This window comes from Gardnerella sp. c11Ua_71, assembly GCF_055818025.1.
In genome coordinates, this window is the sequence record NZ_JARFVR010000002.1 from 46,093 (window position 1) to 59,864 (window position 13,772).

General features: G+C 38.9%; 10 protein-coding genes. 5 read left to right on the top strand and 5 right to left on the bottom strand.

Going from position 1 to position 13,772, the window contains the following annotated elements:
• Positions 1–2: 2 nt before the first annotated feature.
• Positions 3–1,457, bottom strand: coding sequence for an LCP family protein (locus tag P0106_RS01755; RefSeq protein ID WP_032836381.1), 1,455 nt, complete (start codon positions 1,455–1,457; stop codon positions 3–5).
• 104 nt (positions 1,458–1,561) lie between these two features.
• Between P0106_RS01755 and P0106_RS01760 the strand changes: the two genes are divergently transcribed.
• A complete protein-coding gene (locus P0106_RS01760; protein WP_473730365.1) occupies positions 1,562–4,861 on the top strand; it encodes a glycosyltransferase family 2 protein in 3,300 nt (1,099 codons plus the stop codon).
• A gap of 49 nt (positions 4,862–4,910) precedes the next feature.
• Positions 4,911–6,512 (top strand): DUF5719 family protein, encoded by a 1,602-nt coding sequence (locus tag P0106_RS01765; protein WP_004113172.1) that lies wholly within the window; start codon positions 4,911–4,913, stop codon positions 6,510–6,512.
• A gap of 28 nt (positions 6,513–6,540) precedes the next feature.
• On the opposite strand, the gene P0106_RS01770 is transcribed toward P0106_RS01765, so the two are convergent.
• Complete coding sequence (locus P0106_RS01770) at positions 6,541–6,969, bottom strand: metallopeptidase family protein (protein WP_004138024.1); 429 nt, start codon at positions 6,967–6,969, stop codon at positions 6,541–6,543.
• A 163-nt stretch (positions 6,970–7,132) separates the two neighbouring features.
• Between P0106_RS01770 and P0106_RS01775 the strand changes: the two genes are divergently transcribed.
• Together P0106_RS01775 and P0106_RS01780 are read left to right on the top strand one after the other, a co-directional pair.
• A complete protein-coding gene (locus tag P0106_RS01775; protein ID WP_004113169.1) occupies positions 7,133–7,951 on the top strand; it encodes an HAD-IIB family hydrolase in 819 nt (272 codons plus the stop codon).
• A 118-nt stretch (positions 7,952–8,069) separates the two neighbouring features.
• Entirely contained in the window at positions 8,070–8,855 is a 786-nt protein-coding gene (locus P0106_RS01780; RefSeq protein ID WP_004138176.1) for a ComF family protein, read from the top strand.
• Between the two features lie 7 nt (positions 8,856–8,862).
• Here P0106_RS01780 and P0106_RS01785 read toward each other — a convergent pair whose 3' ends face one another.
• Genes P0106_RS01785 through glgB form a run of 3 tightly spaced genes read right to left on the bottom strand, consistent with a single transcriptional unit; the run spans position 8,863 to position 13,029 of the window.
• A complete protein-coding gene (locus tag P0106_RS01785; protein WP_004114833.1) occupies positions 8,863–9,996 on the bottom strand; it encodes a sensor histidine kinase in 1,134 nt (377 codons plus the stop codon).
• A complete protein-coding gene (locus tag P0106_RS01790) occupies positions 9,968–10,708 on the bottom strand; it encodes a response regulator transcription factor (RefSeq protein WP_004113162.1) in 741 nt (246 codons plus the stop codon). The genes P0106_RS01785 and P0106_RS01790 overlap by 29 nt, the downstream gene beginning before the upstream one ends.
• A gap of 47 nt (positions 10,709–10,755) precedes the next feature.
• Positions 10,756–13,029, bottom strand: a complete 2,274-nt coding sequence (gene glgB, locus P0106_RS01795) for a 1,4-alpha-glucan branching protein GlgB (protein WP_004117613.1) — start codon at positions 13,027–13,029, stop codon at positions 10,756–10,758.
• 146 nt (positions 13,030–13,175) lie between these two features.
• Between glgB and P0106_RS01800 the strand changes: the two genes are divergently transcribed.
• Positions 13,176–13,772 carry a CarD family transcriptional regulator gene (locus P0106_RS01800; protein ID WP_009994378.1) on the top strand — a complete coding sequence of 199 codons (597 nt, stop codon included), beginning with the start codon at positions 13,176–13,178 and terminating at the stop codon, positions 13,770–13,772.

The window sequence follows — 13,772 nt, forward strand, 5'->3', positions numbered from 1 at the left end:
TATTATTTCCCTTTTGGAACTGCGCAAATAGTGTTATTTAAGTATTTATCTGCAATACCCATGTAATGCCCAGTATTTGGATCTCTTATTGTTCCATCATTTGGATCCACTATGCCTCCACTATTTGGGTCTATTAGTCTGCCTAATTCGTCTTTAGCTAATCCAGTTTTTGGATTAATAGCGCTAAGTTTTCCTGCTGGTCCGCTATTTGTAGAATCGTAGGAACCTGTACTGTTCGTATTATCCGAATCGTCATTTGAGACATTGGAATCTTTAGAAGTTGATTTTTTATCTTCTTTAGAATTTTTCTTTGTAGATTTTTCAGACTTACTTTGCTTAGAGGCAAGATGCTTAGTAAGTGGTTTATTTTCTCTCATCAATTCCCAAACGTCTTCTGCACTGTCGTCAAGAATAACACGATTCTCGTCAGCTGGATCAGCTGTAATCGGTATTGTTTGTGCATAAATATTAGAAGTATTTAACTTGTGAAGGCTTGTTGCTAATCCAACCAGTGTTGCGGGATTTGCTAATCCTTCGCTTATATTAAGCGATTTTAGAGCAGATTTTGCAAGCTGATATAGCTGACCTGATTGTGTGAACAAGTTTTTAGACAATGCTTGATGAATAAGCTGTTTTAGTAGATATTGTTGACGCGTAGTTCGCATAATATCTGAGCCGTCGCTTGCAGTATCATGCCTCATTCTTGCATACTGTGTTGCTTGAACACCATCTAAATGCTGTAATCCGTGCTTTAAATTAACTCCAGTGTAGTAATCTTTAGTATCTACTGGAATACACAAATTTACGCCGCCTATTGCGTTAATCATGTCGCTTAGACCACTAAAGTCTGCAACAATGAAATTAGTTATATCTAATCCAGTAATTTCATTTACTGTTGCAAGAGTGCACGATGCTGCCGATGCTAAATCGCCGCCTTTAGCGTACCCAAGAGCAAAAATAGAATTGAACATCACTTTGCGCCTGGAAGGAATTTTTCCATTAGTCGTATTGCATGATGCTGCTTTAACCATTGAGTCTCTTGGAATAGAAACAATATTTATATAGGATCTGTCTGCGCTGATTTGAACAATCATCGCCGTATCTGATTGATGATTTTCATCTTCGCCACCGCCCTGAAAAGCACGGTTTCTGCCTTCTCGAGTATCTTGACCAAGAACAAGAATGTTGATTGTTTTACCAGCGTTAGGGTCTACTGCTTGAACTTTTTTGCCATCTTTTGTAATCATGTTAACAACACGAGATTGTATTGTAGACGAAAAATCAAGCCAAACAGCTGCTATGATTGTAGAAAAGAAGGCTAGAATGGCAACAATAACAATAGAAATTAATTTACGAGAATTATATAAAATATGATTGCTTAAGCTATGATGTGGAGCTGAGGAGTCCCAATAGTTAGTTTGGTACCGGCGGTCTTGTTCATAGCGAGAGGCTGCCATGCTTCCTTCTTTCGTAAACACACATATAAGCTACTATTATAGTGCATTCTATTGAGAATTATCTAAACATGCATAATACATACCCCTTGCGTACACTATTATGTATGGATTCATTAACCGCTGAGACTGATACGTTTGAAAATAATGTTTTACACGTTTTTTCAGCTTTAAATCGCAAGCAACCGCGCGAAGTTGATTCGTCGATTATTTCAATAATGAGTGTTGAGAGAGATACGCGGTTTTATGAAGACACTTTGCAAGCTTTAATAAATCAAACTGTTCTTCCAGGAACTATTGTTGTAGCTGATTGTGCTAATAGAGTAGAAAAAGAATCTGTAACATCTTTTAATGTTCAAATAGAACCAACAACATTATCTGGTCTAATTTCTAGCGCAGATTTTGTTAGTAATTATGGTGGTGATTTTTCTAACAACAATCAGGGTTATATACAGGAATCTTACGCAAAGATAAAGATTATTGTTCTACCTATTAAATCTGCAAAATCTTTTGGCGATGCGGTAGAAAAATCTTTGAGAAAACTTTTACCATTGCAAGGCGTTAAATCCTTGTGGCTTCTTCACGACGATTCAAAACCTTGCGATAACAAGTGTCTTGAAGCTTTAAGAGAAACATGGAGAAATACACCAACAGCTTGTATTCTAGGTGCAAAACAAGTGGATTGGCAGGGTAAGATTTTGCACAATGTTGGCATGTATGCATGGAAACATAGAGTGCATTCTCTTACTGTAGAAGGTGAACCAGATCAGGAGCAGTATGATTTTCGCGGAGATGTTTATTCTGTTTCTTTGGCTGGTGCTCTTGTTTCTCTTAGCGCATGGCAAACAATGCGAGGGACTCAACCTTGGTTAACAACGTTTGAAGAGTCTAACGATTTTTGTAGGCGAGTTATTTTAAGCGGTGGGCGAGTAGTTGTTGTGCCAAAAGCTCGCATAGCGCATAAAAGAGCGCGTTTTGATGGAATCCGCACTCGAAGTGGAGAAGAAAGACCTGTTGAAAAATCTAGTATTTGCTACGGTTCTGCGTATTCGATTATGGCAAAACAAAGATATTTGTACACGGATATTCGTGTGATTATGTGGCCAATTGTTTGGTTGTGTAGCCTGCCTATGTCATTAATTCGCGCCTTGCAGTCTTTGTTTGCTAAGCAACCATATGTGGCATTCATGCACCTTATGCTCCCGTGGATAGCATTAGCGCAATTTCCTAAAGCTATTTTTGCTAGAAGAAGAGTATCTAGAGTGGCGAAAGTGTCTTTGAAGAGGCTTTCGTCCCTTATAGCAAGTCGTAGCCAAATTACACGTTGGAAAGACAAGACTGTTGCTTTTAAAACTCAAAAAAAGGGAGTTATTTTAAGTCCGCTTGCAAGAAGACATTTGCATAAGCGAATTTTACTTCGTTGGAGTGCTGCTATTTTTGCTTCTTTGCTTGTGTTTGCGGCTGTTATGCTTCTTTATGGTGCTCCTATTAGTAAGATTTTTTCTGGATCATCGCTTTATTCAAGCCAATTACTTCCTACTGGCTCTAGTTTTAATCAACTTTTTAATTCTGCAATCGGATCTTATATTCCAGATGATGGCTTTGCCTCTGCAATACCTCCATCTCCTCTTCTTATTATTTGGATGCTCGCCTCTATTGTGTTTGGTGGCAATACAATCGCTGCAGTAAGTGTTATTTTCTTCCTTGCAGCTCCAGCAATGTTGTTAAGTTTTTGGGCGCTTGCAGGAGTATTTACTCGTTCCGATATTGTAAGAGTTTGTTCTGGTATTTGTTGGACAATGATTGCAATGGCATTTGGCATATTCGCTAGAGGCGACTTACCAATGCTTCTAACAATGGTGTTTTTGCCAGCAGCATTTGCGTTTGCTTTCCACGCTGTAGGAATGTATGTTACAGAAGACCCAGTGCTTCCTGTTCCATCTATACAATGTGCTGCATGCGCGTCGTTATGCTTTATGATTCCTCTTGCAGCTTGCCCTCAGCTTATCCTACCTATGATTGTTATTTTCGTAGCATCATTGATAATGGTTCGTTCACATCGTTTTATGCTAGCGCTTATGCCTATACCTTCTGTATTGGTTCTTCTTCCAACTCTAGGTAGTGTAGTTCGCTATTTTGAATCTGGAATGTGGCGTCAGCTTTTTGCGACTATGGCTGTTCCATCGCAAAAAATCAATGGTGCTCCTAGAGTTGTCAACTATTTAGATGTTTTACTTAGAGCTTTCAATATTGATTTGAATCATTTTTCTTCTCAATCTTTGCCTATTATGCAGCTTCGCGGAATCATAATGATTGTGTTTGCTGTTCTCGCTTTGTTAATGGCTTTAGCTTCTCTTGCTCTTCCATTTGCTTTAAGAACTTCTAGAATGATGTGGGTTGTGATAGTAAGTGGTATGGCTCTTTCATTAGTTGCATCTCGAGTCGTTATCGCAGCGGATTTTGATGGTCCTATATCTTCTAGCGTTCTTCCAGGCGTATGTTTAAGCGCGCTTGGTGTGCTTGCTTGCATGTGCATGGTTGCCGGTAAAGCTGTTCATCGTTTTGAGCCTTTGCGAAGATCTAATATAAATATTGATAATAATCCAGACGATTATACGACGCGCGTTTCTAAGCGTGCTGCTATTAGGCGCTCTGCTAAAGCGATGCTCCGTAAGATTATTCATCTTGCTAGAGGAATTTTAGCTTTTGGTATTTTTGCTGTTGCTATTCTGCTCGGATTATTTGCTATAACAAGTGGTCCTTTAACTTCTGTTTATGCAAGTGATAACGGTTTACCAATGGTTGTTTCTGACTATTTAAGGAAGAATGACTCTAATCGAGTCCTTGCTATTAAAGCAATAAATAGTCGTGAGCTAGATATTTCACTTATGCGAACTGTTCGCGGTGATTTTATTGATCTATCTCCAGCATTACAAGTTCGAGATGTACTTTACGGGTATTCTCCTAGCAGAAACACACTATATTATGCAGCTTCTAAGCTTCTTTCTCATGCAGACGATGAGTCTATAGAAACTCTGAAACAGCTTGGAATAGGTGGAATTTATATTGTTGACGATTCCATAGCTAAAACTAACTTATCTGCTAACAATTCCATCTTGTCTTCTGATAGTACTTCTAATAAGGAGGCTACAGAAAACCTGATTGCGAACGTTAATGCTTCGGATGGTACTCAACTTGTTGTTTCATCTGATCACGGAACATACTGCCGTTTTGATGTTGATAACAGTAAAAAATCTGTTTCAAAAACATCGATTTATAGCCATTCTCGTCCACTTTCATGGAGAATGCCTTGGTTTATTGTTTTTGCTTTAGTCCTATTATTGTATTGCTTAGTAGCGTTGCCGCGTTTTAATAATAGCAATTTAATAGAGCGTTTAGATGATTAGTTAGATGATTATGATTTATTAAACGAATAATATGTCAGGGAAGATTTAAATGAAGTCGAATAAGAATTCTAAAAATAGTCATCGCCATGCAGAAGAGTATGCTTCTGTTAATCTTTCTACTCGTTTTAGAAGATTCAAATTATTGTTATTGTCGCTTTTAAGCGCTGCAATACTAGTTTCTACTGCTGTTGTAATATCCTACACATCTCCGTTTAAACATATTATGGATGATCCTATTTATCCGAATGGAAGTGTGGAAAAACAAGTAAGTTCTACTAATTTTCAAACGGTTTGTCCGACTAGAGTATCTTTGCCAGATTTAGCAAATTATGGCGATAGTGAGTTTCAAGAATCCGAAGGTGATTTAAAGTCGGTTGCGCGATATGCGTCCTTTGGCAATGTTTATAAGTCCTCTGTACATGGTTTAAAAGATTCTGGAAATTCTAAAGATTTAGTCAATAAATCTTTTACTAATGTTTCTAATTCAGATGATGATAGTAAAGCTTATTTTGCTGAAAATAATGTAGACAAAGATGCTCAAATTTTAGAAAGCAATTTTCTTAATGCACAGTCTGGTACTGGATCAGTTGCTTCTAGTGTATCTTGGGCAACAAATGGGGATTTAAAAGGTTTGTCTGCTACTTCTTGCGTATCTCCATCAATGCGACAAAACTTTATTATTCCGCAAATATCGGAAGGTGTGTCAATAAGATTAAATTCTATTAATCTTTCATCAAAACCAACTGTTGTGAGTGTTAAAGCGTGGTCAACAAGTAGATCAGGTGCTCAAATGAATCTATCTACTGGAAGTACTTTTACTGTTCCAGCGCATAGTGACTCTTCTTTTAACATTTCTGCCGCAGCCGAGAAAACTAATGGGCTGTATATTCAAGTTTCAAGTGACCAAGCACCAGTTTCATCTTTTGTTAAAGTCGTTCGCTCTCAAGGACTTGTTTCTAAGGGAGTGGATATTATTCAGCCAACAAGCTCAGCGTCTAAGGAACCTGTTTTACCCGGCATTACAGATGGAGATCAGGTCAAAGCTTATATTTGGTCTGATAAAAGTGGGAAACTCGATTTATATTGGCTGGATGATTTAGGAAAGAAAAGCATTAAGGAAGTAGATCTTAATGCAAGGCAAGTTCAGGTTGTTGATTTAGGAAATGCTCCTAAGGGAGTTGGCGCTATTTTTGCTAAAAGCACTGTCCCGACTTTTATTATGGCTTCTGTTGAAAGAAACGGTAAAGATGGTCAGAGCGATATTGCTTTTGTTAATGCTGTTAATCCTATGACTAATAGTGCTTTTGTATCTCCGCTTTCTGCAGATGAAACTTCGTTATATATTGCAAATGGTTTAGTGGATAATTCTCACGTAACCATAAATGCTTATGATTCTTATGGAATAAAGGTATCTTCTAAAGCGGTTGATATTAAACCTTATACTGTTTCAACAATATATGCAAAAGATATTAATCCTAAAGCAATTATGTTTACGCTTAAATCAAAGTCTGGCGTATCTTTTGCTTCTAGGATTCAAAATAATACGGTAAATAGCGCGGGACTTGCAGGAGTTGCTTGGATCCCTTCTAAATCACTTGATCCTAACAGAATAAGTGTTAAGGTTAGAGCAAATCCTGCTATTGTGAAGTAGTTTATTTAGTAAACTATTTTAATTATCTTTACAATCCCCAGTCTGGGTCTATTTCTTCTGGTCTTCTGCCATACAATTCTGCTAGTCGTTGGACCATCTCATCTCGAATGGCGTATTGTAATTCTGCGCGACTAGTAACATGTGTGCATAACGGCAGCCTGTACAATACGATTCTAGGTGGTATTCCTTTGGAAGCTGGAAATACTTGAGACATTATTCTTTTGTTGCTTTCCCAAAGTACTGGTTGAGATGGTGGAACATCTTCTACAGCAAACTGCACGCCTTTTGTAAGATTAGACCATGCTCCATTAAGTCTTCGTATTTGACCAGCTACCATCGAGTCAAACATTCCGCTTGCTGTTCTGTACCGTGGTAGTCTTGTGCCAAACATTGGCATTCTCATTCCTCTGCCGTGTCGATTTTTATATCTTCGCTGTTCCCATATTAAAGACGTCATGCTTTAACTTTATTTGTATGCTAGGGCAATTTGACAAACTCATAGTGGAATAGATGGTGAAATAGATGGTGAAATGAGTGGTCTGCAAAACATGCAAGACACGTTGTAGTAAATATGTTAATAATATGGAATACTTGAATTGCAAGGTTTGTACAGGAGGCAAGTGTTGGAGTCTAATATTCATGAGTGGAATGAGCAAGGACTTTGTGAGTATCTTGTATCGTATTCGCTTATTGGTTTTGATTTAGACAATACTCTTGCTTGTTCAAAAAAGCCTATGACAAGTGGAATGCGTACAGTTTTTGGTGATTTGATAAATAGGTTGCCTATTGCTGTTATTACTGGCGGTGACTTGCGACTAGTTAAAAGTCAGATTTTAAATGTTTTACCTGCATATACAAGACTTGATAATCTACACATTATGCCGACTAATGGAGCAAGCTATTATCGCATTTCGGATGGGAGATTGTACTGCATTTACTCGCATAATATTTCTGACGATGATGCAAATCATGTTATTGAAGTAATTATATCTTGTGCTAAAAAAATGGGTTTGTGGAAGTGTGATTCAGATGAGAAACTTTGGGGGAGTCAGATAGAGAATCGTGGTACGCAAATCACTTTTTCAGCTTTAGGTCAACTCGCTCCTGTTGAATTTAAAAAACAGTGGGATCCTAGTGGAATTTTAAAAACTACTTTAGCTCAAGAAATTTCTAAAAATTTGCCTGATTTTTCTGTGCGTGCTGGTGGTTTTACTAGTGTCGATATTGTCAGCAAAGGCGATAATAAGGCTCAAGCTCTTAAGGCTCTTTCTTCCTATTGCCATATTCCTTTAAATAAGATGGCTTTTGTTGGAGATCGAATGTATGAAGGCGGTAATGATTACCCAACATCTTTAACTAGAGCTTTGGCTATTAGAGTAAAAGATCCTAGTGACACATTTAACTTGTGCACTGGAATGTTAAAACATCTTAATTCCTAGTGCGCTGATGTTTAGACAATTTTCTAATTCCATAAATATTTTCAAATTTTAAAATAGCCTTTAACCACATTGACTTAATTTTATTGCAATTACATTTTGTAATATTTATCGTCGATTTATGCTTTTAAAAAATCTAACTCATAAAATAAATGGGCTTATTTTTAACATTTCTTGGACGAGTGTTTTGAAAACCATGGTTAATCTTATTCTTCCAGTTGGCTGCGCAGGATGTGATCTTCCTGATTGCGTTTTGTGCGATGATTGCACGAGTATGTTTAAAGAATGGCATAAGGATCCTTTGATAAGCGTAATGTGCGGAAATATTTATTCGTGCTCAACTTATGTAGGTTTTGTAAGGAAATCTTTGTTGTGTTGGAAGGATCATAGTAATCAACTTCTCGATAAGCCTTTTTCATATTTGGTTTCTCAATTGATAATCAAAGTTATTAGTGATTATAAAAATAGTTATGAAAGTAATTGCAAAAATACCGATGAAAATATTATTGAAAATCTTATTATCGTACCAATTCCATCGTCTTCTAAATCACAAAGAAAACGCGGAAGAAAACACATGGATCCTATTGCTAAATACGTTTCTAAAAATCTTAAAGAATATGGTATTAATGCGCGGGTTGTAAAAGCAATCAAAATGGGCAAAATAAAAGTAAAATCAGTTCAAGTTAAAGGAAGTAGGGGACGATCTTTGCGAACCACAAAAGGGTTTTTAGTAGACACAAGAATAGTGCCAAAAGGATGCAAAGTAATACTTTTAGACGACATTATCACTACAGGATCTACGATGAAAAATTGTGTTGAAGCATTAAAAGATTGTGGTATAACAGTTTTCGCGTGTTTTGCTATAGCAGGAGTATGGTCAAAGGAAAGTGTTTTATACGGATTATAATAACTCGTTATTTGTTATACGTAAGCGGTAGTGTAATTTCAAAATTAGCTCCACGCTTATCATCAACAACTTTTACAGTACCGTTATGTAATTGTGCAGCCCATCTTGCAATAGACAAACCCAATCCTGTGCCACCAGACTCAGTTCCAATACCTTGGCTTCCCTTAACAAATTTTCGGAAAATATCAGCCCTATCCTCCTTAGGAATCTGGTTTCCAAAATTAATAACGTTACAAACTAGAGTATTCTTCTCATGATTTGATTTTGCTGTTATAAGAATTTTAGTATTGTCTGCAGAATGTTTAATAGAATTAGAAACCACATTAGTAAACAATTGCGATAGGCGATTTTTGTCCCCAACAAGCGTAATATCATTTTCGACATTAAGACTTATATGATGATTATGCCCAGCATCCGCTATTTCTATAGGTTCGACAATACTGTTAAGAAAATCTTTAAAATCGAACTCTGTAATAACAAGACTTTCTGCACCAGCTTCTACTCTAGACAAATCGAGTAGAAAAGTGATTAAATCAGCCAACTTGTGAATCTGATTTAGAATAGCCTCCATATTCGACGGTGTTGGCTCTACAACTCCATCAGCAAGATTTTCTACCATAGCTTGTAATGCACTAACAGGTGTTCTAAGCTCGTGGCTTACATTAGCTATAAGATCACGCCTCATATTATCAGCATGCTCTAGTTCTTCAGCCATTTCGTTAAAAGCTAGAGTTAATTTTCCAACCTCGTCTTTTCTATTCTCAATCTGAACTCGCACGGAATAATCACCATCTGCCATTGCTTCGGAAGCATCTCGCATTTGTCTAAGCGGAGCAGTTAATCCTCTGGAAAATGCGTAAGTTATGCCTAGCGCTACAGCTAGCGTTATAGGCATTGCAATCCATCCGCTTAACCCAACTTTTAAAAGAAACCAAGCCATTACAAATGCTATAGCTGTTGCAACAACAATAATCGCAGATAATTCACCTTTTAAAGACGCAAAAAACCCTATAAAACGATTAGGATGCAAAGCAGATCGCAAAGTGACCTCAGAAAAAGAATCGACTTTACCTACTTTATCAACAGAATTGTTATTGTTATTTTTATTATTTCTAGTTAAATATTTGGTCATAATCTTCATCAGGTGGCTCAAAAGCATAACCTATTCCATGTATTGTGCGAATCCAAGAAGAACCAATTTTATGTCTTAAAGATTTAACATGTGAATCAACAGTTCTAGTTCCAGAAGCATCTGGCCAATCCCAGACTTCTTCTAAAAGTGTTTCTCGTTTTAAAACATCATGAGGATGCTTTGCAAAAGTAGTCAATAAAGAAAATTCAGTAGGAGTAAAATGAATTTCTTTACCGTTAAGAGTAACAAGCCTCTGTCTAGGGTCAATAATCAAATCTCCAAACTTAAATAGAGCGTTATATTGCGCTCTATTTGCGATTAAAGTAGCTCTTTCAACTCTCCTCAAAATAGCAGCACATCTTGCGATAAGTTCTCTAGGAGAAAACGGTTTAGTAACATAATCGTCTGCTCCAGCGCTTAATCCAGCCAGTTTATCCGACTCAGCATCTCTAGCTGTAAGCATCAGCACAGGAATAGGGTATCTAGATACTATTCTGCGAGTCGCCTCAATGCCGTCCATAACAGGAAGCATGACGTCCATAATTATAAGATCAGGCTTTAAGGTTAAAGCAGCTTTAACAGCAGACACTCCATCAGAAACAACTCTAGCCTTCCAACCTCTGGCAACAATACGTTGCGCAATAGCTGTGGCTAAATCTGGCTCATCCTCTACAACAAGAATTGTTCGAGGAACACCTTTTTCTGATGGAGTGTCCAACATTTTAACCTAATTCAGATTCCTAACTTAAGTTATTAATTATCAACTAACTACTTGCTGACTGGCTTAAGGAATACAGCTCCAAGCGCTGGAACAGTAATCCTTGCAGAATATGGTCTTGAATGATACTCTTCAGCAGCGGCTGTGAATGTGCCATTGTGAATATCAGAACCACAATACTTAGCGTCGTCTGTTGTAAGAACTTCTTCCCATTGACCACCCTTAGGCAATGCCACTTGGTAATCTTGCCAAGCCTGACCAGAGAAGTTAACAACCACAACAATTTCTTCACCGTTATCACCAATACGAATGTAGCTTAAAGTATTGTGATCAGAATCGTCGCTAGTAAGCCACTGGAATCCGTCTGGCGTAAAGTCTTGGCTCCAGAATGCTCTAGAACTCTTATACAAAGCGTTAAGATCTGCCACCAGCTTTTGTACACCTTGATGGAACGGCCATTGAAGCTCATGCCAATTAAGCGAATTGTTGAAGTTCCATTCGCAAGACTGACCGATTTCTCCACCCATAAACAGAAGATTCTTTCCTGGGTGAGACCACTGATATGCCAAAAGCGCACGAAGACCAGCAAATTGCTGCCACTCGTCTCCAGGCATCTTTCCAAGAAGAGATCCCTTGCCATACACAACTTCATCGTGACTCAAAGGCAACACATAATGTTCGGAATATGCGTAAACCATAGAGAATGTGATTTCGTTGTGATGCCAACGGCGATTAATTGGCTCTTCCTTAAGGTATTGCAAAGTGTCGTGCATCCAGCCCATGTTCCACTTTAAGCCAAAGCCTAAGCCGCCCATGTCTGTAGGAGCAGTAACGCCTTGATATGCAGTGGACTCTTCTGCAATCATCATAATTCCAGGATTATTCTTGTATGCAGTAGCGTTTGCTTCCTTAATAAAGTCAATAGCCTCAAGGTTTTCGCGTCCGCCATACATGTTTGGACGCCATTGGCCAGCTTCACGGCTGTAATCCAAGTAGAGCATAGAAGACACAGCGTCTACACGCAAAGCATCAACGTGATACTCGCTAAGCCAGAAGCAGGCGTTAGCAACCAAGAAGTTACGAACCTCGTGTCTGCCAAAGTTAAATATGTACGTTCCCCAATCTGGGTGCTCGCCGCGGAGTGGATCTGGGTCTTCATAAAGCGCAGTGCCGTCGAATCTACCCAAAGCAAAGTCATCCTTAGGGAAGTGTGCTGGAACCCAATCCATAATCACACCAATTCCAGCCTTGTGGAGCTTGTTTACTAAGTACTTAAAGTCGTCTGGGCTTCCAAGCCTAGAGTCAACAGCGTAATAACCAGTCACCTGATAACCCCAAGAACCTGAGAACGGGTATTGGGTAAGAGGCATAAACTCAACGTGAGTAAAGCCTTCTTGCTGAACGTAATCAACCAGGTGATCTGCAAGTTCGCGATAATTATCGTAATCGCGATTCCAGCTATTTGCCTGAACTTCGTAGATGCTTACAGGACCATCGTGAGCATTAGTCTTTGCGCGATGTTCAAGCCATTCGCTATCGTGCCATTTAAATTCGGAATCAACAACAACAGATCCAGTATTAGGTGGAAGCTCATGAGAGCGCTCCATAGGATCTGCCTTCATAATCCAGTTTCCAGCTTGAGTCATAATCTCAAACTTATAAACTTCGCCTGCACCTACTCCTGGAATGAAAAGCTCCCAAATACCGCTAGATCCAAGAGAACGCATTGCGTGGCGTCGACCATTCCAATAGTTAAAGTTGCCAACAACTCTTACAGCGCGTGCGTTTGGCGCCCACACCGTAAAAGCAGTTCCAGTAACTTTTTTAACCATCTTTCCTGTTTCTGGGCTAACAAGACCCCAAGAATCGGTAATGCTTTTAACATGAGCACCCAGTGCTTCCCAAAGTCTTTCGTGTCTGCCTTCGCCAAACAGATACATGTCCATATCGCCAATCTGAGGCAAGTAACGGTACGGATCATCATCTACAGACTCAGTTCCATCCACTTCCACAGTGCGGATACGATAGCTAGGAACAGACCACTCTTTGCTCTTAGAATGCTTTGTGGCAGGAACAACAGCAGTAAAAATACCGTTGTATTCGTGTTTGGCTTCGTATTCTCCGCCCTTAGTAAGAATTGTTACCTTCTTGGCCATTGGTCGCAATACGCGAACCGTGGCAGTACCAGCGCCTTTGCCAGTTCCGAGATGTCCACCAAGGACCTCGTGTGGATTGTAGTATTCTGCGTTGCTGACCGCAGCAAGCACGTCCTGACGGACAGCCATTGCGATTGCATCTTCATTGATGTTAGATACTGTACTCATGTTGTCTATCATACAACATTATTTGCGTATGTCTTGTGTGTTTTGAGCAAAGTTTGACTAATCAGTCAAAAAAATATCTTTTCGAGCCTCAAGTCTTTGCCTTATGGAAAACTGAAATGAGTTTTTCTGTGCATACGGAGGGTTCTGTGGGTTATCAAGTCGGCGATATGGTCGTCTATCCTCGTCATGGTGCGGCTCGAGTCGAGGAAATTAGTGAACGCACTGTCAAAGGTATTACTAGGCAATACTTACGCTTAGTTGTATTGTCTTCAGATGGTTTAGAGATTAATGTCCCAGTAGACAATGTCAAAAAAGTTGGCGTTCGAGATATTGTAGGCGCAAAAGAAGTTGCTAAAGTTTTTGAAATTTTACGCACTCCTATTCTCGAAAAAGAAATGAATTGGTCTCGTAGATACAAGCTTAATGTTGAGAAAATCGCTACTGGCGATGTTAACAAGATTGCAGAAGTTGTTCGAGATTTATCACAGCGAGATGTAGACGAACATGGTTTGTCTGCAGGAGAAAAGCGTATGCTTGCTCGCGCTCGCAGTATTCTTATTTCGGAAATTGCATTATCTGAAAAGATTGACGAAGAGCAGGCAGAGCGCTTGTTAAATGTGAATCTTGGATATGCTGATCCTCTGCCTGGAGATGAGCAACACCATACTCAAGCTCCAGAAGAAGCTGCTGCAGATACTCTTAGATTGCTTGCCGAGAGGTCTAAAAAATCTAAAAAGAAGTAG